This is a genomic window from Gemmatimonadaceae bacterium (genome assembly GCA_019637355.1).
Lineage (GTDB): Bacteria > Gemmatimonadota > Gemmatimonadetes > Gemmatimonadales > Gemmatimonadaceae > Pseudogemmatithrix.
In genome coordinates, this window is sequence record JAHBVT010000001.1 from 942,163 (window position 1) to 968,566 (window position 26,404).

Below are 26,404 nucleotides of genomic sequence, written 5' to 3' on the forward strand. Positions count from 1 at the left end.
CTCGTGATGGGCGAGGACGCCGCCGTGGTTCTGGTCGGGGGCGGACAGGAGAAGCCGGTCACCAAGGCCCTCACGGCCGCGCAGATCGTGGCCCTGCTCAAGGAGATCGCGCCGGCCAGCTCGCACCCCGCGCTCGACGCCAAGCAGCCGACCAAGTTCCAGTATATGAGCGAGGACTCCGTCTTCGCCGTGCGGGCGATGGTCACCGGCGACGGCAAGCTCTCGGTGCGCATCCAGGTGGATGCCGACGGGGAGTTCAAGCGTAGCACCGGGATGTTCACGCGCGTAGTACTGCCGGAGGAGGCCGCCGCGCCGGTGGTCGCCGCTGTGCGCAATGTGCAGGAGGCGGCCCACGACCCGGCGCAGTCGCTGCAGGCGATGGAGGCATTGCTGCGCCTCCTCGTGGAGAAGGGCGCCTCCGACCTGCATATGCGGGTCGGCGAGCCACCGATCCTGCGGGCCAGCGGCGAGATGCATCGCGTCGAGGGGCAGCCGAAAATTGACCCCGCGACGATGGAGGCCCTGCTCACCTCCATTATGCCGGAGCGCAACCGCGCCGAGTTCAAGGAGACGAACGACAGCGACTTCGCCTATGAGATCACGGGCGTGGCGCGCTTTCGCGCCAACGTGCTCCGCGACCGAAAGGGCGTGGCGGCGGTGTTCCGCGTCATTCCGAATACCATCATCACCGCCGACCAGTTGGGGCTCTCGCAGGAGGTCCAGAACCTCTGCTACCTCACCAAGGGCCTGGTGCTGGTGACCGGCCCCACGGGCTCCGGCAAGTCCACCACGCTGTCGGGGATGATCGACCTCGTGAACCGGTCACGGTCGGACCACGTCATCACGATCGAGGACCCGATCGAGTTCGTGCACGAGAACAAGAACTGCATTATGACGCAGCGGCAGGTGGGTGTGCACACCGGCAGCTTCAAGAGCGCCCTGCGCGCCGCCCTGCGCGAGGACCCGGACATCATCCTCGTCGGCGAGCTGCGCGACCTCGAGACGGTGGCCATCGCCATCGAGACCGCCGAGACCGGCCACCTGGTGTTCGGCACGCTGCATACCACGACCGCGGCCAGCACCATCGACCGCCTCATCGACCAGTTCCCCTCCGACCGGCAGGAGCAGGTGCGCACGATGCTCTCCGAGTCGCTCAAGGGTGTCGTCTCGCAGGTGCTCTGCAAGAAGATCGGCGGCGGCCGTGTCGCTGCCCGGGAAATCCTCTTGGTCAACAACGCCGTCTCCAACCTCATCCGCGAGGGCAAGACGTTCCAGATCCCCTCGATTATGCAGACGTCCAAGCGGATCGGGATGATCACGATGAACGACACCCTGATGGACTTGGTGGAGAAGAAGCTGGTGGAGCCCAAAGAGGCGTATATGAAGTCGGTGGACAAGAGCTCCTTCGTGGCCTCGCTGAAGGCCAAGGGGCACGACACCAGCTTCGTCGAGGGGGACGACCCGAAGCCGCCGGCCGGGGCGGCGGCGGGGCCGGCGGGCAAGGCCGGGGCGAAGCGCTGACCCAAGACGGATGACGGATGACGGGTGACGGAGGTACCGACCTTCCACCTTCCGTCTTCCGTCCTGTTATCTTTCCAGGCTATGCAGATTCGCAACATCGCCATCATCGCGCACGTGGACCACGGGAAGACGACCCTCGTGGACCAGATGCTCCGGCAAGCCGGGGCCTTTCGCGCCAATCAGGTCGTCTCCGAACGCGTGATGGATTCCAACCCGCTCGAAAAAGAGCGCGGTATCACCATCCTTGCGAAGAACACCTCGGTGCACTGGGGTGACACCAAGCTCAACATCGTCGACACGCCCGGGCACGCCGACTTCGGCGGCGAGGTCGAGCGCATCCTCCGGATGGTCGACGGCGTGCTGCTCGTCGTGGACGCCTTCGACGGCCCGATGCCGCAGACGCGCTTCGTGCTCCGCAAGGCGCTGGCCCTCGGCCGCACGGTCATCATCTGCATCAACAAGATCGACCGTCCCGGTGCCGACCCGATGCGCGTGCACGAGGAAGTGCTCGACCTGCTGATCGAGCTCGAGGCCAACGAGGCGCAGCTCGACGCGCCGGTGGTCTATGCCTCAGGTCGCGATGGGACCTCGACGATGTCGATGGACGTGCCGGCGGAGAACCTGACGCCGCTGTTCGAGACCATCGTCAAGCACGTGCCGGCGCCGCCGGCCGAGGTGAACGCGCCGTTCCAGATGCTCGTCTCCACCATCGACTACTCCAACTACCTCGGCCGCCTCGCCATCGGGCGCATCGACCGCGGCACGGTGCGCGTGGGCGACAACGTGGCCCTGCTGCCGGTGGACCACGCCGCCAAGGGGGCCATCGGGCGTGTCACGAAATTGTATGGATTTGAGGGCCTGGAGCGCGTCGAGGTGCAGTCCGCCAGCGCCGGCGAGATCGTCGCCCTGGCCGGCTTCGAGCACGTCGAGATCGGCCTGACGCTGACTGACCCCGAGCACCAGGAGCGCCTCGAGGGTATCGCGGTGGAAGAGCCCACGATCTCCGTGGACTTCCTCGTCAACAACTCTCCGTTCGCAGGCCAGGACGGCAAGTTCGTCACGTCGCGGCAGATCAAGGAGCGTCTCGAGAAGGAACTCGAGCGCAACGTGGCGCTGCGCGTCGAAGAGACCGATTCCACCGACACCTGGACCGTCTCCGGCCGCGGCGAGCTGCACCTGTCCATCCTGATGGAGACGATGCGCCGCGAGGGGTATGAGTTCCAGGTCTCGCGGCCGCGCGTCATCACGCACATTGGCCCCAACGGCGAGAAGCAGGAGCCATACGAAGAACTGGCGATCGACGTGCCCGAGGAGTTTATGGGCACCGTCATCGAGAAGCTCGGGCCCCGCAAGGCGCAGATGATCGAGATGAAGAACCCCGGGCAGGGCCTCGTGCGCCTGGTGTACAAGATCCCGGCGCGCGGCCTCTTCGGCTACCGCTCGGAGTTCCTCACCGACACCCGCGGCACCGGCATTATGCACCACCGCTTCCTCGAATACGGGCCCTGGTCCGGCGGGCTGCAGGGCCGCCTGCGCGGCGTGCTCGTCTCGATGGAGCAGGGGACCATCATCGCCTTCGCGCTCGGGAACCTGCAGGAGCGCTCCACGCTGTTCGTGAAGCCGGGCGACGAGGTCTACGAGGGGATGATCATCGGCGAGAATTCCCGGCCGGGCGATATGGACGTCAACCCGACCAAGGAAAAGAAGCTGACGAATATGCGGTCCAAGAGTGCCGACGATGCCATCCAGCTGGAGCCACCGCGCCTGTTGACGCTGGAAGGGGCGCTGGAGTATATCGAAGACGACGAACTGATCGAGGTCACGCCGTCCAACATCCGCCTGCGCAAGCGCCTGCTCAAGGAAAGCGACCGCAAGCGCATCAACCGGACGGCCAAGAAGGAACGGGAGGCTGGGCTGTAGATGCGTGCAGGATCACCCTTTGGGAGACAGCGGACGATGGTGGGGAGCGCGGCGGCGCCGTGGCGGTTGGCGACAGAAGACGAGGAGAACCTGGACGGCTTCGACGAGGACCTCGACGAAGACGACGAGTTCGATGACGACCTCGACGACGATGACGACCTTGACGAGGATGACCTCGACGACGACGACTTCGATGACGAGGATGACGACGACGATCTCCTCGACCTCGACGACGAGTACGACGACGCCGATGACGACGACAAGCCCCATCCGGGGCGCTTCGACGAGTGAGGCCAGACGGGGGGCGCCGGGCGGCGCCCCCCGTTCGCGTTGCAGGCCCTAGCTCCGGGCGTCCAGCGCCCGCTGCAGCGTGTCCACCACCGTGCGCAGGATCTGCACCCGCGCGAAGCGCTTGTCATTGCCCGCCACCACGGTCCACGGCGCCGTCGGTGGGGCGCAGCGCGCCAGCATCTCCTCGACCGCCGCCTTGTACGCCGGGAGCTGCTCGCGGTTTCGCCAGTCCTCGTCGGTGATCTTGTGCTGCTTCCACTCCACCCGCTGGCGCTCCTTGAAGCGTTTGAGCTGCTCGGCCGGGCTGATGTGGATCCAGAACTTGGCCAGCGCCGTGCCGTGCGCGGTGAGCTGCTCCTCGAAGCTGTTGATCTCGCCGTAGGCCCGCTCCCACTCGGCCTCCTTGGCGAAGCCCTCGACCCGCTCGACCAGCACGCGGCCGTACCAGGAGCGGTCGAAGATCGTGATGCGCCCGTCGCGCGGCAGGTGCCGCCAGAAGCGCCAGAGGTAGTGCTGCGCGCGCTCCTCGTCGGTGGGGGCGGCGAAGCCGACCACGCGGTACAGGCGCGGGTCGATCGCCTGCGTCACGCGGCGGATACTGCTACCCTTGCCGGCGGCATCCCAGCCCTCGAACACCAGCACCGTCGGCTGACCGGCGGCGCGCGCGGCCCAGGTGAGCCGCGCCAGGCGTTCGCGGAGCGTGACCATCTCGCGCTCGTAGGCCGCCACGCTGAGCCGTTGCGTGAGGTCCACGCGGTCGAGCGCCGAGGGTCCCGGCGTCCAGCGGCGCGGTGGTGCCGGCTCAGATGGCGGCGCTGCCTGCAAGGCCTTCAGGAGTAGCCGCCCCACGGCGACCTCCCGGTGGCGACGGTCGGTGGCATCGACCACGTGCCACGGGGCCGCCGCGTGATGCGTGTGCTCGACGGCCTGTTGGGAGACCGCGCGGAAGCGGTCGTACTGCTTGAAGTGCGACCAGTCGTCGGGCGCGAGGCGACCCATCTTTTCCAGTTCCTTGAGTCGCGCCCGCTGCCGCGGTTTGGTCAGGTGCATCCAGAGCTTCAGCACCGTGATGCCGCCGTCGGCCAGCATTCGTTCGAAGGCCACGATGCGGTCGAGTTCGGGCACGAACTCGCGCTTGCGCCGTGCCTTCGTCACGCGGTCGATGATCGGCCAGGTGTACCAGGAGCCGAAGAAGATGCCGATCTTGCCCGCGCCGGGCATCGCCCGCCAGAAGCGCCAGAAGTGCGGCCGTTCGGACTCTTCGTCCGAATGGTCCCAGAAGGCCTGGGTCGTGACGCCGCGTGGGTCCAGCCACTCGTTGAGGCGGTGGACCAGTTCGCCCTTGCCGGAGGCGTTACCGCCTGAGACGATGACGAGGACTTGTCGGCCCGAGGCCTGCAGGGCGATGTGCGCCTTGAGCAGCTTCGGTCGTAGCGTCCGCAGGGCGGAGTCGTAGGCGCGCTCCGAGAGCGTGAGCCCGAGTTCGGCGGTGTCGAACATCAGTGGGGGAGGGAAGGGGTGCGCCGAGAGTGCGCCCGGCACGCCTCGGACCGCAAGTCGGGGAGCTGCCGCGTCCTGCGCGGTTGACCATCGGGGCGGTTCCCGCTTTATTTCAAGGCTCGCCGGGCCTGTAGCTCAGGTGGTTAGAGCGCACGCCTGATAAGCGTGAGGTCGGAGGTTCAACTCCTCCCAGGCCCACTCCGGCACCACGACGGCCCCGCCAGCAGCGCTGGCGGGGCCGTCGCCGTTTCGGCACTGGTCCACTGTCGGTCCGCCTCGGATTGCGCCGGCAATGCGACGATGGCAGCGCGGGGGGCCCTCGGTGCCAGTGTTTCGGATGCACTATTGCCTAAACCGCAGAGCCGAGCGTACGCTATGGGTATGGCCGCACTCATCGATTCCGACTGGACCGCAGAGCGTTGGCGCGCCTTGCCGGACGACGGCAAGCGCTGTGAGGTACTCGATGGCGAGCTGTGGCAGACGCCGTCGCCGTCGTCCCGCCACAATGCCGTCGCGGAGGAACTCTACGATGCGCTGCGCCCCTGGGCGCGGGAGTCGCGGCTCGCGCGGGTGCGCTATGCGCCCGCCGACATCGAGTTCTCTCCGCGGCGCGTGCTCCAGCCGGACCTCTACGCCATTCCTTGGGCCGATCAGCCGCCGCGCGACTGGTCGGAGAGTCGCGACCTCCTGCTTGCGGTCGAGGTGCTCTCGCCGGCCACGGCGCGGGTTGACCGCCACACCAAGCGGCTGATCTATCAGCAGCAGGGGGTGCCGGAGTACTGGATCGTCGACGTCGAGGCACGCCTCGTGGAACGCTGGCGTCCCACGGACGATCGGCCGGAAGTCATTGCGGAAACGCTTGCGTGGACTCCCGTCGCTGGAAGCCCCTCGCTGCGCATCGACCTGCCCGCCCTCTTCCGCGCCGCGCTCGGCGACGACTGAGCGTCCCGAGCGCGGTGCGGCACTGGCTTACGGCTGCCAGTACCGCGTGCGGTTGTACTCGTTGAAGCTGATGACCTCGAGCAGCGGCATCGGCTGCGGCGTCACCAGCCGCATCATCGGTACGCGTTGCTTGGCGGCCATCATCGCCCGCGCCCGGGCCTCGAGCTGCTCACGCTGCTGGGGCGTGAGGCTGTTGAGGTCGTTGTCGCCGAGCAGGCCCTGCATCGCTTCGTCGACGCTGCTCGGCGTCACGCGGAGCACGTTGTCCGTGTAGTTCCACGTGATGAGGTTGTCGTCGGTCTCGGGCTCGAGGAAGTACGAGATCAGGTTGCCCTTGGATTGCGCCGTGCTCACGTAGTACCAGCCGGCCGGCACGTCCACGCGCTCGACCTTCTTCTCCACGCCGGTCACGGACTGCAGGTAGTGACCCTGGAAGTACTCGTTGCGGCGCACGCCGAGGGCGTCGTACACCTCGAGCTCGAGCGTGGTGGGCGTGGTGAAGCGATGCACCTGGATGCCGTGCTCGAGCAGCAACGGCACCACCTTGGCGATGGAGGCCGGGAGCACGTAGCCGCGCGCGCGGGGAATCGTGCGCTTCACGTCGTACTTGAGCCACACCGGCACATTCTGCAGCGTGTACGTGATGTTCTGGCCCTGCCCGCCGGGTCCGCCCTGGCCGCCGCCCGGCCCACCGGCAGGCGCGTTGGGCATCCACACGGGCTCCGTGCCGCGCGAGACGAGCTCGTACTCTACCACGACGGCATCGGCGGCAGTCGGGTTGGCTCCGGCGCGGATGGCGCGAAGCCGCGAGGCGTTGGTGAGCGCACGCACCTCGCTGCGGCGGCGATGCGCGTGCAGCAGCACCGTGCGGATACCGATCACCTGGCCACGCACCTGGTGGTAGTAGCGCTCCGGCTGCGGGATGGCCTCCACGGCGCCGTTGCGCACGCGGTGCGTGGACGACGGCGTTTCAAAGAGCATCCCGATGGAGTTCACGAGCCCGGTGTAGACGTGGTGCTTGCGGGCCTCGACCGACGTCGAGCCCCAGCCCCGCACGCCGTCGCGGGTCTGGGCGCCGGAGTAGTCGAAGCCGTCGTAGCCCTCGGCGCGCAGCGCCGTCCGGATGGCGGGGAACACCGTGCGGTACGGGTACTCGCGCAGCTCGCGGTCGGCGGCGGGGTTCAGCGTGCCCTGCCAGGTGAGCGTGTACGGGGCCGAGCCGCCGTGGTGCGTGTCGATATGGATGTCGGGCGTCCACTCGTTCAGCACCTGGGTGACGATGGCGTGGATCTCCTGCGACTCGAGCTTGAGCCAGTCGCGGTTCATATCGAAGCCTTCTTCGTTGGTGCGCCGCCGCACCTCGCCGCCGTCGGGGTTGATCAGCGGCACGAACAGCACGATCGCGCTGTCGAGCACGTGGCGCAGGTCGCCGAAGACGAGGTCGCGCGCGACCAGCTGCGACGCTTCCTTGCCGGCCGGTTCGTTGCCGTGCACGGCGTTGCCGATGAAGACGATGGTCTTGCCGCTGCGCAGGGCGTCCTGCGCATTGGCCATCGGCTCCTTGGAGATGGTCACGAGCGTGAACTCGCGGCCGAGCAGCGTGCGCGTGAGCGGCCGGATGCTCACGAGGTCGCTCTGGCGGTCGAGCTCGTACCAGAACTTCATCAGGGGCTCGAAGGGCGTGGGCCCGGCCTTGAACTCGTTCTCCTCCTGCCAGGTGCGGAGAGCGGGCTGTTGGGCCTCGAGTGCGGGCGCCGCGGTGCTGACGAGCAGGACGCCCGCGGTGCAGGCGAGCGCAAGGCGAAGGGCGATCCGGCGAAGACTCGGCATCGGAAGGTCGGCTGGAGTGGGGGTCGCAACGCGAACGGCCACCGGCGCGGAGCCGGTGGCCGTCTATGCTACGCCGCGGCGCCGCGGGATGTTGAGCGCCATCAGCCCAGCGCCACGTCCAGCACCATCATCACGATGAAGCCGCCGATGAAGCCCAGTGTGGCGATGTCGGTATTGTCGGCCTGCTGCGTCTCCGGGATCACTTCCTCGACGACCACGTAGATCATCGCGCCGGCGGCGAAGGCCAGCGCGTAGGGCAGGATGGGCTGCATAAAGAGCACGGCCGCCGCGCCGATGACGCCGGCGATCGGCTCCACCACGGCGCTGGCCTGCCCGAAGAAGAAGCTCTTGCCGCGGCTGAGGCCCGCGCGGCGCAGCGGCATCGAGACGGCGATGCCCTCGGGGAAGTTCTGCAATCCGATGCCGATGGCCAGGGCCACCGCGCCGCCGATTGTCGCCTCGGGAATGCCCGCGGCCACGCCGCCGAAGAGCACACCCACGGCGAGGCCTTCGGGGATGTTGTGCAGCGTGATGGCGAGCACCAGCAGCGTCGTGCGATGCCAGGGCGTCTGTACGCCCTCGGAACGTGACGGGTCGAAGTTGATGTGCAGGTGCGGCAGGACTTTGTCGAGCGCGTAGATGAACAGCGCGCCGCCGCCGAAGCCGACGGCCGCCGGCAGCCATCCCGGCACGCCCATTCGCTCGCTCATCGCGATGGCGGGGGCGAGCAGCGACCAGAAGCTGGCGGCGACCATCACGCCACCGGTGAAGCCGAGCATTGCGTCGAGCGACTGCCGGCCCAAGTTGGGCACGAGGAACACGATCGAGGCACCGGCGGCCGTGACGAGCCACGTGAACGTCGTGGCAATGAGCGCGCCGAGGACCGGATCGGTGCGGGAGAAGAATTCGAGCAGGGCTTCCACAGGGACAGTGCGGGTGTGGTCGGCAGGCAGCCGACAATCGCCAAAAGTTAGGATGTCCTAACAAATTGTCAATGGGGGCCCATACATTCCCTCCCTATGGAAGCCATCGCCGCCTACTTCGGGACGATCCCGTCCTCCCACCGCGCCCTGATCCTCGCGGGGGGCATCGCGACCTTCTGGATCTGGGAGAGCGCGCTGCCGCTGTTCCGCTTTCAGTACCGCAAGTGGTCGCACGCGCTGGTGAACTTCTTCTTCACCTTCACCACGATCGTGGTGAACTTCGCGCTCGCCTTCCTCCTCCTGCGCACCTCGGAGTGGGCGATTGCCCGTGAGATCGGCCTGCTCTTCTGGCTGCCGCCGATGCCGCTGCTGCTCGCCACGCTCGTCGGCCTGCTGGTACTCGACCTGATCTCGGCCTGGCTGGCGCACTTCGTGTCGCACCAGTTGCCGCCGCTGTGGAAGCTGCACCTCATCCACCACAGCGACACGCACGTGGACACCACCACGGCCAACCGGCATCACCCGGGCGAGAGCGTCGTGCGCTTCGCCTTCACCGCGCTCGCCGTGGTCGTGGTGGGCGCGCCGCTGTGGATGGTCTTCCTGTACCAGGCGATGAGCGTGGTGCTCAGCCAGTTCAACCACGCCAACATCAAGCTGCCTGCTGCGCTCGACCGCGCGCTGGCCTGGGTGATCGTGTCGCCGGATATGCACAAGGTGCACCACCACTACGTGCTCCCGCACACGGATTCCAACTACGGCAACATCTTCTCCGTCTGGGACCGGTTGTTCGGCACCTTCCGCACGATCGACCAGTCCAAGCTGGTCTACGGCATCGACACGCATATGGACGCCAAGGAACACGCGTCCGTCGGCGCGCTGCTCACGATGCCGTTCCGGCCCAAGCCGCAGCCGACGCGGCCGCCCAGCGAGTGAAGGCGCAGCTGCGGCTCGCATCCAAGACGCGCGAACCGAGAAGCCCTCTCCGCCTCGGGTCTTTCGCTACGCGATGAAGCGCCCGATGCCGTTGTAGAAGGCCCACACGCGTTGGTGGAAGGCGACGTCGAGCACGCTGCTGAGGTCGCGCCCCAGACTCCCAAGCCACACCCCACCCGACTCCCGCGGTCGCCCGCATCGCCGATCGCGCAACAACACCTGATACGCGAACGCCGCCGTTGCGCCGAGGTAGGCGTCGCGGTTCGCATCGTGCAGCACGACCACGCCCTCGGGCGCGAGCAACTGCGCCGCGCGCGCGACTCCGGCCGCCCTGGCCCGCCCATCGATGAAGATGAAGTCGTACGGCGCCTCGGACTCGGCGGCGGCCAGATACGACGCGAATGCAGTCGCGTCCCCATCATCGCGGAAGGCCGGGTCGTCGGGCGGCACGTGCCGCACGGTGGTGCCTTGGCGAGTGACCATCGTTGCGAGTTGCCGTGCCCACGCTGCGTCGTGCTCGATCGTCAGCCAACGCGCGGCCTCCGGCAGCAGGGCGGGGAACTGCACCGTGCTGAGGCCACCGCCCCACTCGAGGCAGCGCCGCGGCTGCAGGCGGCGCAGCAGTTCGGTGATGACGTCTTCCTCGTACGGCCGCATCCAGGGGGAGCGGCGAAACTGGCCGCGCCATTTGAGGAGGCGGGTGGCCATCCGGCGGCGGAACTGTGAGGTGAGGGTCTGGGGGAGAGAGCGGTTCAACTTGACTGAGTGGGAGAGGGGAGGAGGGAGGGGGGTGACGGCGGGGAGACGGGAGAGGGGAGAGGGTTGGGAGAGGGTTGGGAGAGGGGAGAGGGCTACGTACGGCGCGAAAAACTAGCACGCGTTTGGTCGATCCGTTGGCTGACTCGTTCGTCGGTTCGTTTGCCGACTTGTCCCGGGGAGGCTACACTTGGCCGCCGTGACGCGCCGCCTTCCGCATCCCCTCCTCTTGCTCCTTGGTGGCGTCGCGGTGGCGGCGCTGTTCACGTGGCTGCTTCCCGCCGGGGAGTACACGCGGGTGTTCGATGGCGCTGCCGGCCGGCAGCTGGTGGTGCCGGGGACCTATGCGGCGGTGACGCCGGCACCAGCGAGTCCGTGGGCGACTCTGATGGCCGTGCCGCGCGGGATCGCCACCGGCATCGAGGTCATCCTCACGGTCCTGGTCATCGGCGGCGCCTTCGCGTTGCTGGATGCGACCGGTGCGCTCGCGCGCCTGCTCGGCGCGCTGCTGGGGCGCGGACTGCGCCCGCCGCTTGTGCTCGTGTCGGTGTCGCTGGTCTGCGCGATTGGCGGGGCGGCGGAGCAGATGCACGAGGAGTTCATCGCCCTGATGCCGGTGCTCGTGGTGCTGTCCCTGCGCCTCGGCTACGGCGCCATCACGGCGGTGATGATGAGTATGGGCGCCGCCGCCGTCGGCGCGGCGTTCGGGCCGACGAACCCCTTCGGCACCGGGATCGCCCTGCGGATGGCAGAGCTCCCGCCGGGCAGCGCGATGGGACTGCGGCTCGCGCTGCTCGGCGCCGCGGTCGCGCTGTGGATCGCGTGGACGCTCTTCCGTGCGCGGCGGGACGACATTCGCCCCGCGCTGGACGTGGTCGAGGTGACGCCGCCCAGCTGGCGAGATGCCGCCTCGCTCGCCGCACTGGTGCTGCCCATCGTCATCTACGTGTGGGGTGTGCTGCGCTTCGACTGGGGCTTCAACCAGCTCACGGGGATGTTCCTCGTGGCGGGCTTCGTCGTCGGGCTGCTGCAACGGATGTCGCTCGACGTCACCACCGCCGGATTCATCCGCGGGATGGAGACGATGCTCGGCGCCGGCCTCCTGGTGGGCATCGCGCGCGCCATCAGCATCGTGCTCACCGACGGCCGCGTCATCGATACGATGATCGCGTGGTCGGTCGCCCCGCTCGAGGCCGTCCCGCCGATGCTTGCCGCCCTGTTGATGATTCCGGTGCACGCCATCGTTCACATTCCGGTGCCCTCCACGAGCGGGCAAGCCGTCCTGATGATGCCGATTATGGCGCCGATGGCCGACCTGCTGGGCTTCAGCCGCGACACCGCGGTACTGGCGTTCCAAGCCGGCGCCGTGATGTCGGATCTGGTCAATCCGACCAACGGCGCGATGCTCGCGATGCTGCTCAAAGCGGGCGTCCCCTACGGCCGGTGGCTCCGGCACGCCCTGCCGGGGATGTTCCTGATGTGGCTGGTGGCGGCAGTCGGCATCCTCATCCTGCGTTGACCTCGAGCGGAGCCGTGGCACTGCGGCGTCGCCCCGTCTAGGTTTTCCCGCTATGCACGTCCCCGGTGTCCCACCCACCGGCGGTCCCCCCCTGGGGAGCGCCGCAGGCACGTTACCCGCGGAGCAGCCGGTGGCGTTCGCCGAGCCGGAAACGGATGTGGCACTCTGGGCCGTGGTGTTCGCGGGCGGCATCGGCTCGCGCTTCTGGCCGCTTTCCACGCCGGCCCGGCCCAAACCGCTGCTCGCGCTGGTCTCGGAGCAGACGCTGATCGAAGAGACGGTCGGGCGACTCCAGCCGACGATCCCCCCGGAGCGCGTGCTCATCCTCACCAGCCGCGACATCGCCCCGGCGATTCGTTCGGTGACGAGGGACGTGCCGGACGAGAACGTCCTGGTGGAGCCGCGCCCGCTGGGCACCGCGGCCGCGCTGGCGTGGGGCGCGCAAGAACTCCACCGCCGCGCGGGTCCCAGCGCGATGTGCGTGGCCATCCACGCCGACCTCGCCGTGGACTTCGCCGAGGAGTTCCGCCGCACGCTGCGCCGCGCGGCGGCGTACTCCGCGCGCGAGTCCGCGTTGGTGTCGGTGGGCATCCAGCCTTCGCGCCCCGAGACGGGCTTCGGCTACGTGATGCCGGGGCCGGCGCTCGACGCGGCCCACCCCCTGGCCAAGGGTGGCGCCACGACGACCCTGCGCTACGTCGAGAAACCCAGCGAGCACGAAGCCGGCGAACTCATCGCCCAGGGTGCGCGCTGGCACGGCGGCATCGTCGTCGGTGCGGCCGAGACCTTCCTTGCCGAGATGGCCGCGCATACGCCCGAGGTGCGCGACGGGCTCGAGCCGCTGCGCAGCGGCAACCTGCCGGGCTTCGTCGGGATGGTGCGCGCTACGTCGTTGGAGCGCGGCCTGCTCGAGCGTAGCCAGCGCCTGCTGCTGGTCCAAGGCGAGTTCGGCTGGGACGACGTCGGCACCTGGGCGTCGCTGCGCCGCGCCCGCGACCTCGACGACGACGGCAATGGTGCCGTGGGCAGCGTGCATTTCGTCGAGGCCGAATGCAACGTCGTGCACGCCGAGAAAGGGACGGTGGTCGTGTACGGCCTCTCGCGGATGCTGGTGGTCTCGCTCGACGGCCTGACCTTCGTGACGTCGCTGGACCGCGCCACCGACCTGCGCCCGCTGCTCGACGCCCTCCCCGGCTCGATGCGCATCCATCCGAAGGGCTCGCAATGAGCCTGCGCCCCCGCCACACGGCCGATCAATGAAGAAGGGAACGCTTGTCACGATCATCCTCGCCCTCGGCTTCGCCGGGCTGCTGCTCTACAGCACGCTCGCCGCGCAGCAGGTGGAGTGCTCCGCCTGCGTGACCTTCAACGGCAAGACCAATTGCGCCACCGCCTCCGGCAAGGATGAGGCGGAGGCGCTGACGACAGTGGTCAATACGGCCTGTGGCACGATCTCGGCAGGAATGGCGGAGAGCATCCAGTGCAGCGGGATGCCACCGCAGCGGCCAGTGTGCCGCACGCGCTGATGGCCGCGCGTGCCACCTTGGGCTAAGCGCCGGGCGCGGTCTCGCTGGCGGGCGCCGGCTCCGTGGCCATCCACCACACCAGCCGCGCGGTGAACACGCTGGCGGCTAGCACCGTGAGCCAGCCCAGGAACCGGACGCCGCGGGCGATGGCGAGGTCGCGGTCGAGCAGGCCGGCGTTCTTGAGCAAGTAGGCCCAGTCGTGCCCGCCGCCGTCCGGAGAGAAGCTGACTAGGTCGAGGTCCCGCGCCCGCGCGTCGCCGACGTACCAGGAGAGGTCGCCGAGGCTCGAGGCCAGGAACAGCGCACAAACGGCGGCGCCGAACCAATCCTTGGACCGAAGCACCACGGCCGCTGCGCCAATCGGCACGAGCAGTTGCATCAGGCTGCCGCCGGCGACGGTCATCCACTCGCCGAAAAAGGCGAAGAAGAGATGCCCGAACTCGTGCGCGCCGAAGGTGATGCCGGAGAAGAGATGCGGGCCCATCTCGCGCAGCGGTCGGACGGCCTGCCACGCGATGAGGACGAAGAGCGGAAGCCGCCAGTACCACGAGCGGCCGGCGGCCCAGGCGCGAGGGGAGGGGAGCACGTCAAGAATCTAACGCTGCCTTCGGCGGTGGCGGGCATCGCCCTAGGCACATATGGTACGAGTATCCCGATGCGCTCCCTTCACCGCATTCGCGCACGCTGGACGCTCTCCAGTCGCCTTCTCGGCGTCGCCGCCTTGGCGGTGATGCCGGGTTGCCGTGGCGAGCGGCCGCTCGGCCCGCGCGCGGTGAAGCAGGTCGCGGTCGTCGCGCTGGCGGATACGATCCGCCCCGGCCAGACGGCCGCGCTCGCGGCCGTCGCGCTCAACGTGTCGGGCGACCTCCTCGACGTGCCGATCGCGTGGCGGTCATTGACGCCTGCGCTGGCGAGCGTGGATGCGGACGGCAATGTGTTGGCGTTGGCCCCGGGCGTCGCGACCATCCGTGCGACGGCGAGCGCCGTATTCGCCGACCAGCGCCTCTTCCTCGTGAATCCGCCGGCAGCCGATCTTGTGGACCTGCCGGACTCGCTGATCCTCACCCTGCCGGGGCCTCCGGTGCGCGTGACGGCGCAGCCGGTGGATGCGGGTGGAGCGCAAATCATCGGCGCCCCCACGCAGTGGACCAGCGATGCCGCTCGCATCGCCATCGTTTCCGGGGACGGCATCATCTCGCCGATCGCGATCGGTCGCGCCGTGCTCACGGTACAGGTGGACGGCGTGTCGCGCACGATGCCGGTGCGCGTGACGCCCACGCCGAGTGCCGCGGCGCCGATCATCACAGAGGTCGCGCCGCTGCTGATCCATCCCGGCGAGCTGATCACGGTGCGCGGCGAAGGCTTCACCCGCGCCCCTAGCGGCGCCAGCGTATTCGTGGACGGCCGCGCGCTGCAGCTGACCTCGCTCTCGGATACGCTGCTCACCGGCGTGCTCGCGTCGGCGGGCCTGCCCTGCCTGCCGACCAGCGACGTCTTCCTGCAGGTCACGACCGAAAGCGGCATCGCGGCGCAGCAGGTCCGCCTGCAGGTCGCACCGCAGCGCAGCCCGGCCGTCGGCACCGCCGAGCTGTTCCTGAGCGCCGCCGAGGCGCGCTGCGTCGAGCTGCCTGGCGACGGTCGCTACCTCGTGACGGTCGTCAACGCCGCGCGTGCGCTCGGCAGCGGCGGCGTCACCACCGTGGTCGAGGGCCTCGTGGGCGCCGGGACGCCCAGCTTGCTGGCGAGCGTCGAAGCCGTCGGCGGATTCGCCCTCACCGCGCACAGCGGCGTGCTCGAGGGCTCGCGGCGCCAACTGCAGCAGATGCGCCTCGCGCCGACATCGGCGCTGCAGCCCGCGCTGCAACTGCCCGCCGTCGGTGGGATCACGGCCGTGCGCATCCCGGACCTCGATGCCGCAAACTTCTGCGTCAGCTACCGACCGATCGACGCGCGCGTCGTGTATCTCGGGAGCACCATCGCCATCGTCGAGGACACCATCTCGATGCGCGACGGCGTCCCCACGCTCGCGGGGACGATGGACGCCGCCATCGCCGCGCTGGGCACCGAGGTCGAGACCGTCATCTGGCCGCTGCTCTCGCGCTTTGGGAATCCCTTGGTGATGGATAGCCGGCTGGACGACAACGGCCGCGTGGTGATCGTGCTCTCACCGGTGATGAACGAGCTGCGCAACGGCGAGGTGCTCGGCGCGGTGGTGAGCTGTGACTTCTTCCCGCGCGCCCAACTCCCGTCCAGCAACGTCGGCGAGATGCTCTACCTGCAGGTGCCGACCTCGGCCGCCGCGGGGATGGTGCCGGGCACGATCGAGCGCTGGCGGCACGAGGTCCGCGGAACCATCGCGCACGAGCTCAAGCACGTGGTGAGCTTCGCCGAACGCATCGTGCGCGGGCAGTTGCCCGAGGAGAGCTGGCTCGAGGAAGCCGGCGCCCTGCACGCGGAGGAAGTCTACGCGCGCGCCGTGCTCGGGCTCTCCGCCACCGGTAACACTGGGTACGATGCCATCCGCTGTGAGGTGTTGGTCCTCGTGGGCGCGGCCGACTGCCACGACACGCCGCGGCTGCTGCGCCCGCACGCCGAGGCGCTGTGGCGCTTCCTCTCAGCGTCACAGGTCCGTTCGCCGCTCGGGCCCACCACCGTCGGGGACCGCAGCTACTACGGCAGCGCGTGGTCCTTGCTGCGCTGGGCGCTGGACCACGCCGCCGCGTCCGAAGCGACGTTCACCACCGCGCTGACCACCGGCGGACTCAGCGGTGTCGCCAACCTCGAGGCCCGCGCGGGCCGCAGTTGGGACCAGATGTTGCTGCGCTGGTCGCTGGCCCTCGCGAGCGACGGCCGTGCCGGACTCACGGTGACGGATTCGACCTTGCAGTTCCCGTCCTGGGATCTCGCGTCGCTGTTCGCGGGCTTCTGCGCCGACATCGGGTCCTGCGGCGGCGTGTCCAGCGACGGACTGTTCACGAGCGAGCAGCCGCTGCAGGCACGCGTCGCCGCGGGGAACTTCGCCTACAGCACGGCGAACGTCCCGCCGGGGGGCTTCACCATCGTGGACATCGCGCCCGGGGCGGCCGGCACGCGAATGCTGTTGCGGCTGTCCAGTGGGAACGGCACGCCGCCACACCAGAACGTCCGCCTCGCCGTCCTGCGCGTCCAATGACGCCTCGCGTCAGCTCTCGCGCAGGGCGGCCATCGGCGTCTCGCGAAACACGTCGCGGCCGGTAAGCAGGCCAATCGACACCGCCAGCGCCGTCATCATCGTCGCGACGCCCAGTGCCGGGAGTGGCGCCAGCGCGAAGCTGCCCTCGAACACGAAGGTCACCAGCGCCCAGGCACCTCCGATGGCCAGCAGCATCCCCGTCAGGCTGCCGAGCAGGCCCAGCACCGCGTACTCCGCCAGCAGGATGCGCCCGATCTGCGCCCGCGTGGCGCCGAGCGTCTTGAGCAGCACGCCCTCGCGAAGGCGGTCGCGGCGGGTGGCCGCCACCGCGCTGAACAGCACCGGCACGCCCATCGCCAACGAGAACAGCGCCAAGAAACGCACCGTCAACGTGACCTTGCTGACGATCTGATTGATGGTCCCGCGCACCAGCGAGAGGTCGATGCTGGACACGTTCGGGTAGCGCCGCACCGACTCGCGCTGCAGCCGCGCGACCGCCGTGTCGCTGCCGACGGCGGCGATGGTGACGAACTGCTGCGGTGCATCGCGGATGGCGGCCGGGCTGAACACGGCGAAGAAGTTCGGCTCGAAGCGGCCCCAGTCCACCTCACGGATGCTGGTGAGCACGGCCTCGACCACCACGCCCTGCACGTCCCATCGCAGGGTGTCGCCGAGGCTGACGCCGAGCTCGGCGGTGATGTCGCGCTCGAGCGAGACCTCGCGCGCGCCCTGCGCCAGCGCCCGCTCGCTGAACCACTCGCCCGAGAGGATCGTCTCGGTGGCGACCGTCGAGTCGCGGTAGGTGGAGCGATACTCGCGCCGGAACGCCCAGTTGCGGACTGGCACCCCGGCACGCTCGGACCAGCCGGCGAGGTCCAGTCCGTTGGCCCCGACGAAGCGCATCGTCACGATCGGTGTCTCGCTCACGACGATGTGCCCGTTGTCCCGCACCAGCGCGGCGAGGCCCGTGCGCTGGTCCTCCTGCACGTCGAAGAACACGAGGTTGCCGCGCGAGGCGGCCGCCGTCACGTCGAAGGCCCGTAGCAGGTTGGCTTGCACGAGGATGATCGTCGTGACGAGGAACGCGCCGAAGCCCAGGGCCAGCACCACCGCCTGCGTCTGCGCCGCCGGCCGGTGGAGGTTGGCCATCCCTTGCCGCAGCACGTAGGGCCAGCTCGGACGCACGAGGCGCCGCGTGAGGCGCGACACGCCCACCGCGCTGCCCCAGAGCATCCCGATGCTCACGAACACGCCGATCGCGAACAGCAGGCCCTGCATCGTGTTCTCGGCGCGCGTCACGGCCAACACGACGACGCTGGCGACCAGGCCGACATTGGTGAGCTGCGTCAGGACATCCGAGCGCCGCGAAGCAGCCAGCGCCGCGTCATCACGCCGGATGGCCTGCAACGGCGACACGCGGCGCAGCACCAGCAGCGGCCGCAGCGCAAACACGATCGCCACCCACAGCCCGATGCCGAGCCCGAGCAGCAGGGCAGACGGCACGAGCGTCACCTGCACGTCCACGGGCAGGAAGTCCCCAAGCGCCTGCGGCAGCAGGAACTGGATGCCGACGCCCAGCAGCGCGCCGGCCCCGGCGCCCACCAGTCCCATCACCGCGGCCTGCACGAGATAGATGGTCAGCACCTGTCCGCTCGAGGCTCCGAGGCAGCGGAGCACGGCGACGGTGTCGATCTTGCGCTGCACGAACGCGTTGACGCCGCTGGCCACGCCGATGCCGCCGAGCAGCAGCGCGATGAGCCCGACGACGGAGAGAAAGCGCGCCAGTTGTTGGATGGCGTCGGTGAGGTCGCCTTCGCGCTCCTCGACGGTCCGCAGGCGGATGTTGAGCGAGTCGAAGCGCGGACGCAGCGGCGCCGCCCAGATCGGCGTGCGCGTGCCCTCCGGCAGCTTGACCACCGCCTCGTACTCGGCGCGCGCGCCCAGCCCGAGCAGACCCGTCGCCGCGAGGTGGCGCTCCGAGATGAAGACGCGGGGGCCCACCGTCGCCGCGATGCCCGGGTCGCCGGGAATGTTCGTGAGTGCCGCGCGGATCTCGAAGCGCGTGAAGCCGATCTGCAGGGAGTCGCCGACCTGCGCATCGAGCCCCACCAGCAACGAGGGATCCACCATCACGTAGCGGCCGTCGTGCAGCTCGGCCCAGCGGCCGGCCGGTTCGGTCAGCACTTCACCGTAGAACGGGAAGCCGACGCCGACGGCGCGGACCTGCGTCAGGCGCGTGTTGCCACTCGGCTGCGCCGACGCCATTGACGCGAAGCTCGTCACCTTGGCGGTGGGGAAGCCCGCCGTCGCCAGCGAGTCGAGGATCGAGTCGGCCTTCGTGGTGAATCCCTGCCGCGCGCGCAGGTTGAGGTCCCCGCCCATCAACGTGCGCGACTGCTCCTTGATGGAGCGCTGCACGTTGGCGGCAAAGGAGTCGATCGCCACCAACGCCGCCACGCCGAGCGAGATGCTGCTCATATAGAGCAGCAGGCGGCGGCGCGCCGTGCGACTCTCCCGCCAGGCGAGGCGGAAGAGCGTCGTGAGGGGTGCCCTCACGCGCCGGCTCCGGCGGCGGGCAGCGGCGAGCCTTGGCCCGGGCGATCCTCGACCACCACGCCGTCGCGCAGGCGAATCACGCGCTGGGCGTGCTCGGCCAGGCTGAGGTCGTGCGTGACGATCACCACCGTCGCCCCGGACTCGCGGTTCAGCTGGTCGAGCAGGGCGACGATCTTCGCCCCGGTGGCACCGTCGAGGTTGCCCGTGGGTTCGTCGGCAAAGAGGATGCGGGGCTCGTTGGCGAAGGCGCGCGCGATGGCCACGCGCTGCTGCTCGCCGCCCGAGAGCTGGGTGGGGAAGTGGTCGAGGCGGTCGCCGAGGCCGACACGTTCCAGCAGGTCGCGGGCGCGCTCGGAGGCATCCGGTCGGCCGCGCAGTTCCAGCGGGACCTGGACATTCTCCTGGGCGGTCAACGTCGGGATAAGTTGAAACGACTGGAAAATGAACCCAACTTTCTCGCCGCGAAGCTTCGCGCGGTCGTCTTCGTCCAGGCGCGTCAGGTCAGCGTCGTCGAGCACCACCGCACCGCGGGACGGCTGGTCGAGTCCCGCCAACAAGCCAAGGAGCGTCGTCTTGCCGCTCCCAGAGGGACCCACGATGGCGACGAACGCCCCTTCGGGGACATCGAACGACACGTCACGGAGGACGGCCAATGGGGCCGTGCCACTGCGATATTCCTTGGTCAGGTTGCGGGCAACGAGCATCGGTCCGGTGCAAAGGGGAAGGTGCTACGCGACGGCCTGCGCGGCCGCGATGCTGATGGCGGCCTGCGGCGGCTCCGAGACGAAGCCCGCCGCGACGGTGCAGGTTCCGGAGGAATCAACCACCACGGCCCCCCGCGTCGCAACGATGGACGACGGGCGGGTCCGCGTGTTGATCATCGGCACCTCCCTGACGGCGGGGCTGGGCATCGATCCAGACGCGGCGTATCCAGCCATCCTGCAGCAGATCGCGGACTCCAACCGGCTCCGCGTGCACATCGTCAATGCCGGCCTCTCCGGCGAGACCTCGGCGGGCGCGCTGCGCCGCACCGACTGGCTGCTGCGCGACCGTCCTGACGTGGTGGTCATCGAGACAGGGGCCAACGACGGCCTGCGCGGCCTCGAGCCGGATACCACCGCCGCCAACATCGTCGGGATCATCGCCAAACTGCGCAGCGCCAATCCGGAGGTGCGCATCCTGCTCGCGCAGATGGAGGCGCCGCCCAACCTCGGGCCGCAGTACACGCGCCGCTTCCGTGACCTCTTCCTCACCGTAGCCGCCCAGGAGGCGGTGACGCTCATCCCCTTCTTCCTCGACGGAGTGGCCGGCGTGCCCAGCCTCAATCAAGCGGACGGAATCCACCCCACCGAGGCGGGCGCACGGCTCGCCGCGCGGAATATGTGGCGGACCCTCGCGCCGGTCCTGCGTCAGGTACCGGGAGCCGAATCTCGATGACACACGCATTCATTGTCTGTGCACTCTCCCTCGGCATCGCGGTCTCGGCGGGCGCCCAGTCCGCCGCGCCGCGCACGGCCCTCTTCGCCGAGCCAGACCCGTCGCCAGACGGCAGCCAGATCGCGTTCGTCTCCGGCGGCGACATCTGGGTCGCGCCCGCCGCTGGCGGTGAGGCCCGCCTGCTCGTCGCACACGCCGCCAACGATTACCGCCCGCGCTGGTCGCCGGATGGCCGCCACCTCGCCTTCGTCTCCACGCGCAGCGGCAACGGCGATATCTATGTGCTCGACGTCGCGACGAACGCGGTGCGTCGGCTGACCTTCGACGACGGCGCCGAGCAGCTGGATGCGTGGTCGCCGGACGGGCAGTGGGTCTACTTCTCGTCCACGTCCCAGGACATCGCCGGGATGAACGACGTGTACCGCGTGAAGGCCAGCGGTGGCACGCCGATGCGCGTCGCCGGGGACCGCTACGCCAGCGAGTACTGGGCTGCGCCCTCCCCTGACGGACGCCGGCTCGCGATCACCGCGCGCGGCGTGACGGCGGCGCAGTGGTGGCGCAACGGCTCCTCGCACCTCGATGAATCGGAGATCTGGACGCTCACGCTCGAGGCCACGCCGCGCTACACGCGTGTTTCGACGGGTCAGCGCCCGGGCAAGGGTCGCGATGCCTGGCCGATGTGGGCGCCGGACGGCCAGGCGCTGTACTTCGTGAGCGACCGTGGTGGCACGGAGAACCTGTATCGGCAGCCGGTGGGCGGCGGCGAGGCCGTGGCGCTGACCTCGTTCACCGAGGGTCGCGTGCTTTGGCCGCGTCTCACGCGCGACGGGGGCACGATCTACTTCGAACGCGACTTCCGCATCTGGGCGCTGCGCGTGGCCGGAGGCGCCGCGGCGCCGCTGGCGATTGCCCTGCGCGGCGCGCCGACGGTACCGGGGCCGGAGCGCACGGTGCTCAACGCCGGCGTGCAGGAGTTTGCGCTCTCGCCGGACGCCCGAAAACTGGCCTTAGTGATTCGCGGCGAGATCTTCGCCGCCGACGCCAAGGACGGCGGCGAGGCGACGCGCGTGACGCGGAGCGTCGGGCTCGAGGCGATGCCCGCGTGGGCGCCGGACAGCCGCCGGCTCGTCTACTCCGCGTGGCGCGAGGAGCGCGCACGACTCTACCTGTACGACTTCGCGACGCGCAGTGAACGCGCGCTCACGGCCGGCGGTGACGACATCAGCGCCCGCTGGTCGCCCGACGGCAAGCTCGTGGCCTTCGTGCGCGGCGGTCGCGAGCTGCGGGTCGTCGACGTGGCCAGCGGCGCGGAGCGCCTCGTGGCTCGCGGCGCCCAGCTCGGGCGCGTGCCCTTCGTCCCGGAGCGCAACTTCGCGTTCTCGCCCGACGGCTCGCAGCTCGCGTACCTCGACATCACCGAGCGGGGCTTCACCAACGCTTTCGTCGTGCCCGTGGCCGGCGGTGCGCCCCAGCAGGTGAGCTTCCTCTCCAATGCCTTTGGCAGCACCATCGCGTGGAGCACGGATGGGCGCTCACTGTACTTCGGCAACAGCCAGCGCACCGAACAGGGCCAGGCGATCCGCGTGGATCTCGTGCCGCGCACGCCCACGTTCCGCGAAGCGCGCTTTGATGCGCTGTTTCCCGCGGATTCCGCGCCGCGCGGCAGCGCGGCAGCCGCACGGGGCTCGGCGTCGGCCGCCAGCACTCCCGCTCCTGCCGTGAACGTGCGCATCGATACGGCCGGCCTCCGGCGCCGCGCCAACGCACTCCCGATCAACGTGAGTAGCGGTGGGTTGCTCGTGAGCCCTGACGGCAAGACGGTCGCCGTCGTGGGCAGCGCCGCCGGCCAGACGCAGCTCTGGACCTGGCCGCTCGAAGAAGGCACCACCGAGGCGCCGCAGTTGCGACAGGTCACATCAAGCGCCGGCGGCAAGGGCGACGTGCAGTGGTCGCCGGATAGCAAGGAACTGTGGTTCCTCAGCGGCGGCCGCGTGCAGGCCATCGGCGTGGAGAACCGCCAGGCCCGCAGCGTCAACCTCACGGCCACGCTCGAGACCAACTTCGAGGCCGAGCGCGCCGAGGTGTTCCGGCAGGTCTGGGGCCTGACGGCCGACAACTTCTACGACGAGGAGATGCACGGGGTGGACTGGCCGGCAGTGCGCGAGGCCTTCGCGCCGGTCGTCGCGGCGTCGCGCACGCCCGACGAGCTGCGCCGGGCGCTCGGGCTGATGATCGGTGAGCTCAACGCGTCGCACACCGGTGTCGGTGGGCCTGCGGCGCAGGGGCCCAGCACCGGTCGCCTCGGACTCGACTTCGTGCGCGAGGACGCCGAGCGTGATGGACGGCTGCGCATCGCCGGCATCCTCACGGACGGGCCGGTGGCGGTCGCGGGCGGTGTCGCGCCGGGCGAGTTCCTGATCGCCGTCAACGGCACGCCGGTGCAGGGTGCCAACCTCGACTCGCTGCTGGCGTACACCACGGGTCGGCGCGTGACGCTGCGCGTGGCGGCCTCGGCGGACGGCCGCAACGCGCGCGACGTGGCGGTGCTGCCGATCGGCACGGGCGCGGAGAAGAACCTCCGGTACCGGGCGTGGGTCGACGAGCGCCGCGCGTACGTCGCGCGCGTCAGCGGCGGGCGCCTGGGCTACGTGCATATGCTCGATATGGGCGAAGGGTCGCTGCGTCAGCTGTACGTGGACCTCGACGCCGAGAACCTGGGCCGCGAGGGCGTGGTCATCGACCTGCGCAACAACAACGGCGGCTTCGTGAACGCCTACGCGTTGGACGTCTTCAGCCGGCGCCCGTACCTGTCGATGGAGCGTCGCGGCACGGGGGTGGAGGCCTCGGCGCGCCTGCAGCTCGGGCAGCGGGCCTTCGAGGGGCCCACGGTGCTCGTCACCAACCAGCATTCGTTGAGCGACGCGGAGGACTTCACCGAGGGCTATCGCGCGCTGGGCCTCGGGCCGGTGGTCGGGGAGCCGACATCGGGTTGGATCATCTACACGAGCAACGTGACCCTGTTTGAGGGCACGACGCTGCGCATCCCGTTCATCCGGGTGCGCGACGCCGAGGGCAAGGAGATGGAGCTCTTCCCGCGGCCGGTGGACGTGCGGGTGGACCGCCCGATGGGCGAGGGCTACTCGGGGCGGGACAGCCAATTGGACGCGGCCGTGGCTGCGCTGTTGGCTCGACTCCGTTGACCGGGGAGGGTGAATCGGGTAAACTTCGAGGCTGTCTACGTTTAGGCCCGATATTCACCTGATTCGTCCGGTTCGCATATGGCTCTCCCGGCTACCCAAATCCGTCGTGGGATGGTGATCGTCTTCGAAGGCGATCCCTGCCGCATCATCGAGTTCCGTCACCACACGCCGGGCAACCTGCGCGCGATGGTGCAGGCCAAGCTCAAGAACCTGCGCTCGGGGAACAACTTCGAGCACCGCTTCCGCGCCGACGACCAACTGCACAAGGCGGATATGGAGACGCAGGAGCTGCAGTTCCTGTATAAGGGCGGCGATTCCTACCACTTCATGAACACGGACAATTACGAGCAGCTCGAGATGGACGAGGAGACGCTCGGGGACAACGCGCCGTGGATGCAGGACAATATGATGGTGATGGTGGAGTTCTATAACGGGAAGCCGATGTCCATCCAGCTGCCGCAGTTTATGAACTTCACGATCGTGGACACGGCGCCGGTGATGAAGACGGCGACGAAGACGGCGAGCTCGAAGCCGGCGGTCCTGGAGAATGGCGTGACGATCAACGTGCCGGAGTTCATTGCGTCGGGTGAGCGGGTGCGCGTGAATCCGAATACGGGCGAGTATATGGATCGAGCCAAGGACTGAGTGTTCGACGGAGGGCGGATGACGGACGCTTGTGGCATCCGTCGTTCGTCATCCGTCCCTAGTTGAAAAGCCCTGAGCGCCCCGCTATTTTTCGCCTTCTGCGGCTCAATCGGGTTGCGATATGGTGGCTGTAGCTCAGTCGGTTAGAGCATCGGATTGTGGTTCCGAGGGTCGCGGGTTCGAATCCCGTCAGCCACCCCTCGAAGTCTTAGGTCCGTAGCTCAATTGGTAGAGCACCGGTCTCCAAAACCGGCGGTTGGGGGTTCGATTCCCTCCGGGCCTGTGTGAGGGACGGAGGACGGATGCGAGTTGGGATGCGGAGCGATGGCGTCCGTCATCAGTCATCCGTCGCGCAGCAAGAACGGCGGTATCGTCTAGAGGCCTAGGACACAGCCCTCTCAAGGCTGGAACACGGGTTCGAATCCCGTTACCGCTACTCCGTAGGTCAGCAGGTCCGAGGGACATCGGCCCCATCGTCTATCGGCTAGGACGGCACCCTTTCAAGGTGCAGAGACGGGTTCGATTCCCGTTGGGGCTATACTCGCCCCCTGCGGGGGCGGGACGTCAGACACAAGACGGAAGACGGAAGGTGCAAGGACGGGTGATGGCAGGCGCTCCCGATCGCTGCACGTGCAGGATGGTGTTGGGGGCGTAGCTCAGTTTGGTTAGAGCACTCGACTGTCACTCGAGAGGTCGCGGGTTCGAGCCCCGTCGCTCCCGTTGTACGGACGGATGGCGGCTGACGGATGCTTCAAGGCTTCCGTCATCCGTCATCCGTCCGAGAGTCGCCCTGGTGGTGAAATTGGTAGACACGCCATCTTGAGGGGGTGGTGCCGCAAGGCGTCGCGGTTCGAGTCCGCGCCAGGGCATTGGCTGGTCCCGGTGGGATCCTCTCCCCGCCACAGTAGCTCAGGGGTAGAGCACTCGATTCGTAATCGAGCGGTCGTGGGTTCAATTCCCACCTGTGGCTCTCAGGTGCAGCTCCGACGGCCCTTCGCCCACGCGAAGGGCCGTTATGCGTCCGGTCCGGCCGTTGCGGTTGACAACACGGGACCCCTGCCGTCACACTGGGGTAACGCAGTTCAACCACCACCAGGATAGGGACCCCTGATGCGCCTCCTGCTCCCATCTGTCTTCGTCACGCTCACGGCCGCCTGCGCCAGCGGCGGTGGTTCGTCGGATCCGGCGCCGATTGCCGCGCCCGTCGTCCAGACCGAACGCATCGTGACCTCCTCCGGCGGCGGCGGCCTCGCCATCCAGGGGATGAACCTCGACAACAACGTGCGGCTCCTCTCCACCGGCACGGTCGCGCAGGTCTGGTCGGTGCTGCCGGCCGTCTACGGCGACCTCGCCATCCCGCTCACGGTCAAGGACGACAACCGCAAGATGATCGGCAACGAGGGCTGGCGCACGCGTCGGCAGATCGGCCGCGTGCCGATGCAGCGCTATCTCGAGTGCGGCCGCTCCGGCGGTATCGAGAACGCCGAGACCTACACCATCTCGATGACCATCGTGACGACCGTGACGGCCAATCCCGACGGTGGCTCGGTCGTGGCCACGCTGGTCACGGCCACCGGGCGCAACCCGATCACCTCAAGCACGCAGGAAGTGCGCTGCGCCTCGACCGGCGACCTCGAGATTCGCATCCGCGATATGGTCCAGCAGCGCGTGGTCGCCTTGGGCAACGCGCCCTAAGGCACGCCGACCCGTCGGACCCGCGCGCCCGGTCGTTC

At 68.9% G+C, this 26,404-nt stretch carries 20 protein-coding genes and 8 tRNA genes; 21 read left to right on the plus strand and 7 right to left on the minus strand.

Features of this window, described 5'->3' with window-relative positions:
- Positions 1-378 precede the first annotated feature (378 nt).
- From KF689_04245 to KF689_04255, 3 genes are all read left to right on the plus strand, one after another.
- A complete protein-coding gene (locus KF689_04245; protein ID MBX3132589.1) occupies positions 379-1,521 on the plus strand; it encodes a type IV pilus twitching motility protein PilT in 1,143 nt (380 codons plus the stop codon).
- An 81-nt stretch (positions 1,522-1,602) separates the two neighbouring features.
- Positions 1,603-3,441 carry a translational GTPase TypA gene (gene typA / locus KF689_04250; protein ID MBX3132590.1) on the plus strand — a complete coding sequence of 613 codons (1,839 nt, stop codon included), beginning with the start codon at positions 1,603-1,605 and terminating at the stop codon, positions 3,439-3,441.
- Positions 3,442-3,732, plus strand: coding sequence for a hypothetical protein (locus tag KF689_04255; GenBank protein MBX3132591.1), 291 nt, complete (start codon positions 3,442-3,444; stop codon positions 3,730-3,732).
- Between the two features lie 48 nt (positions 3,733-3,780).
- Here KF689_04255 and pap read toward each other — a convergent pair whose 3' ends face one another.
- Positions 3,781-5,232, minus strand: a complete 1,452-nt coding sequence (gene pap, locus KF689_04260) for a polyphosphate:AMP phosphotransferase (protein ID MBX3132592.1) — start codon at positions 5,230-5,232, stop codon at positions 3,781-3,783.
- A gap of 124 nt (positions 5,233-5,356) precedes the next feature.
- On the opposite strand from pap, the gene KF689_04265 reads away from it, so the two are divergent.
- A tRNA-Ile gene (locus KF689_04265) sits at positions 5,357-5,430 on the plus strand.
- A 183-nt stretch (positions 5,431-5,613) separates the two neighbouring features.
- The gene (locus KF689_04270) at positions 5,614-6,174 is read left to right on the plus strand and encodes a Uma2 family endonuclease (protein MBX3132593.1); all 561 of its coding nucleotides are present in this window, start codon (positions 5,614-5,616) and stop codon (positions 6,172-6,174) included.
- 27 nt (positions 6,175-6,201) lie between these two features.
- Here KF689_04270 and KF689_04275 read toward each other — a convergent pair whose 3' ends face one another.
- Together KF689_04275 and KF689_04280 are read right to left on the minus strand one after the other, a co-directional pair.
- On the minus strand, positions 6,202-8,004 hold the full coding sequence (locus tag KF689_04275) for a succinylglutamate desuccinylase/aspartoacylase family protein (protein MBX3132594.1): 1,803 nt from the start codon (positions 8,002-8,004) through the stop codon (positions 6,202-6,204).
- A 101-nt stretch (positions 8,005-8,105) separates the two neighbouring features.
- The gene (locus tag KF689_04280; GenBank protein MBX3132595.1) at positions 8,106-8,927 is read right to left on the minus strand and encodes a ZIP family metal transporter; all 822 of its coding nucleotides are present in this window, start codon (positions 8,925-8,927) and stop codon (positions 8,106-8,108) included.
- A 96-nt stretch (positions 8,928-9,023) separates the two neighbouring features.
- Here KF689_04280 and KF689_04285 point away from each other — a divergent pair, with 96 nt between their 5' ends.
- Positions 9,024-9,860 carry a sterol desaturase family protein gene (locus tag KF689_04285; GenBank protein MBX3132596.1) on the plus strand — a complete coding sequence of 279 codons (837 nt, stop codon included), beginning with the start codon at positions 9,024-9,026 and terminating at the stop codon, positions 9,858-9,860.
- A gap of 66 nt (positions 9,861-9,926) precedes the next feature.
- Here KF689_04285 and KF689_04290 read toward each other — a convergent pair whose 3' ends face one another.
- Complete coding sequence (locus KF689_04290) at positions 9,927-10,568, minus strand: class I SAM-dependent methyltransferase (protein ID MBX3132597.1); 642 nt, start codon at positions 10,566-10,568, stop codon at positions 9,927-9,929.
- Between the two features lie 247 nt (positions 10,569-10,815).
- Between KF689_04290 and KF689_04295 the strand changes: the two genes are divergently transcribed.
- From KF689_04295 to KF689_04305, 3 genes are all read left to right on the plus strand, one after another.
- A complete protein-coding gene (locus KF689_04295) occupies positions 10,816-12,135 on the plus strand; it encodes a YfcC family protein (protein MBX3132598.1) in 1,320 nt (439 codons plus the stop codon).
- 130 nt (positions 12,136-12,265) lie between these two features.
- On the plus strand, positions 12,266-13,363 hold the full coding sequence (locus tag KF689_04300) for an NTP transferase domain-containing protein (protein ID MBX3132599.1): 1,098 nt from the start codon (positions 12,266-12,268) through the stop codon (positions 13,361-13,363).
- Between the two features lie 28 nt (positions 13,364-13,391).
- Positions 13,392-13,661, plus strand: a complete 270-nt coding sequence (locus KF689_04305; protein MBX3132600.1) for a hypothetical protein — start codon at positions 13,392-13,394, stop codon at positions 13,659-13,661.
- 22 nt (positions 13,662-13,683) lie between these two features.
- Here KF689_04305 and KF689_04310 read toward each other — a convergent pair whose 3' ends face one another.
- Positions 13,684-14,247, minus strand: coding sequence for a hypothetical protein (locus tag KF689_04310; protein MBX3132601.1), 564 nt, complete (start codon positions 14,245-14,247; stop codon positions 13,684-13,686).
- Between the two features lie 69 nt (positions 14,248-14,316).
- On the opposite strand from KF689_04310, the gene KF689_04315 reads away from it, so the two are divergent.
- Positions 14,317-16,833 (plus strand): Ig-like domain-containing protein, encoded by a 2,517-nt coding sequence (locus KF689_04315; GenBank protein MBX3132602.1) that lies wholly within the window; start codon positions 14,317-14,319, stop codon positions 16,831-16,833.
- Positions 16,834-16,842: 9 nt separating this feature from the next.
- Here KF689_04315 and KF689_04320 read toward each other — a convergent pair whose 3' ends face one another.
- Both KF689_04320 and KF689_04325 read right to left on the minus strand, forming a co-directional pair.
- Positions 16,843-19,389, minus strand: a complete 2,547-nt coding sequence (locus tag KF689_04320; GenBank protein MBX3132603.1) for an ABC transporter permease — start codon at positions 19,387-19,389, stop codon at positions 16,843-16,845.
- Positions 19,386-20,093, minus strand: a complete 708-nt coding sequence (locus KF689_04325; GenBank protein ID MBX3132604.1) for an ABC transporter ATP-binding protein — start codon at positions 20,091-20,093, stop codon at positions 19,386-19,388. The genes KF689_04320 and KF689_04325 overlap by 4 nt, the downstream gene beginning before the upstream one ends.
- Positions 20,094-20,238: 145 nt before the next feature.
- On the opposite strand from KF689_04325, the gene KF689_04330 reads away from it, so the two are divergent.
- The 11 genes from KF689_04330 to KF689_04380 all read left to right on the plus strand — a co-directional run bounded on the left by KF689_04330 (position 20,239) and on the right by KF689_04380 (position 26,366).
- Entirely contained in the window at positions 20,239-20,826 is a 588-nt protein-coding gene (locus KF689_04330) for an arylesterase (GenBank protein MBX3132605.1), read from the plus strand.
- Entirely contained in the window at positions 20,823-24,026 is a 3,204-nt protein-coding gene (locus KF689_04335) for a PD40 domain-containing protein (GenBank protein MBX3132606.1), read from the plus strand. The genes KF689_04330 and KF689_04335 overlap by 4 nt, the downstream gene beginning before the upstream one ends.
- 78 nt (positions 24,027-24,104) lie before the next feature.
- Positions 24,105-24,671 carry an elongation factor P gene (gene efp / locus KF689_04340; protein ID MBX3132607.1) on the plus strand — a complete coding sequence of 189 codons (567 nt, stop codon included), beginning with the start codon at positions 24,105-24,107 and terminating at the stop codon, positions 24,669-24,671.
- A 124-nt stretch (positions 24,672-24,795) separates the two neighbouring features.
- Positions 24,796-24,869: transfer RNA gene (locus KF689_04345), tRNA-His, on the plus strand.
- A gap of 12 nt (positions 24,870-24,881) precedes the next feature.
- Positions 24,882-24,954: transfer RNA gene (locus KF689_04350), tRNA-Trp, on the plus strand.
- Positions 24,955-25,034: 80 nt separating this feature from the next.
- Positions 25,035-25,107: transfer RNA gene (locus KF689_04355), tRNA-Glu, on the plus strand.
- Positions 25,108-25,137: 30 nt separating this feature from the next.
- Positions 25,138-25,209 (plus strand) — tRNA-Glu (locus KF689_04360).
- A gap of 107 nt (positions 25,210-25,316) precedes the next feature.
- Positions 25,317-25,391 (plus strand) — tRNA-Asp (locus KF689_04365).
- Between the two features lie 67 nt (positions 25,392-25,458).
- A tRNA-Leu gene (locus KF689_04370) sits at positions 25,459-25,540 on the plus strand.
- A gap of 29 nt (positions 25,541-25,569) precedes the next feature.
- Positions 25,570-25,641, plus strand: a tRNA-Thr gene (locus KF689_04375).
- A 140-nt stretch (positions 25,642-25,781) separates the two neighbouring features.
- On the plus strand, positions 25,782-26,366 hold the full coding sequence (locus KF689_04380; GenBank protein ID MBX3132608.1) for a hypothetical protein: 585 nt from the start codon (positions 25,782-25,784) through the stop codon (positions 26,364-26,366).
- Positions 26,367-26,404 lie beyond the last annotated feature (38 nt).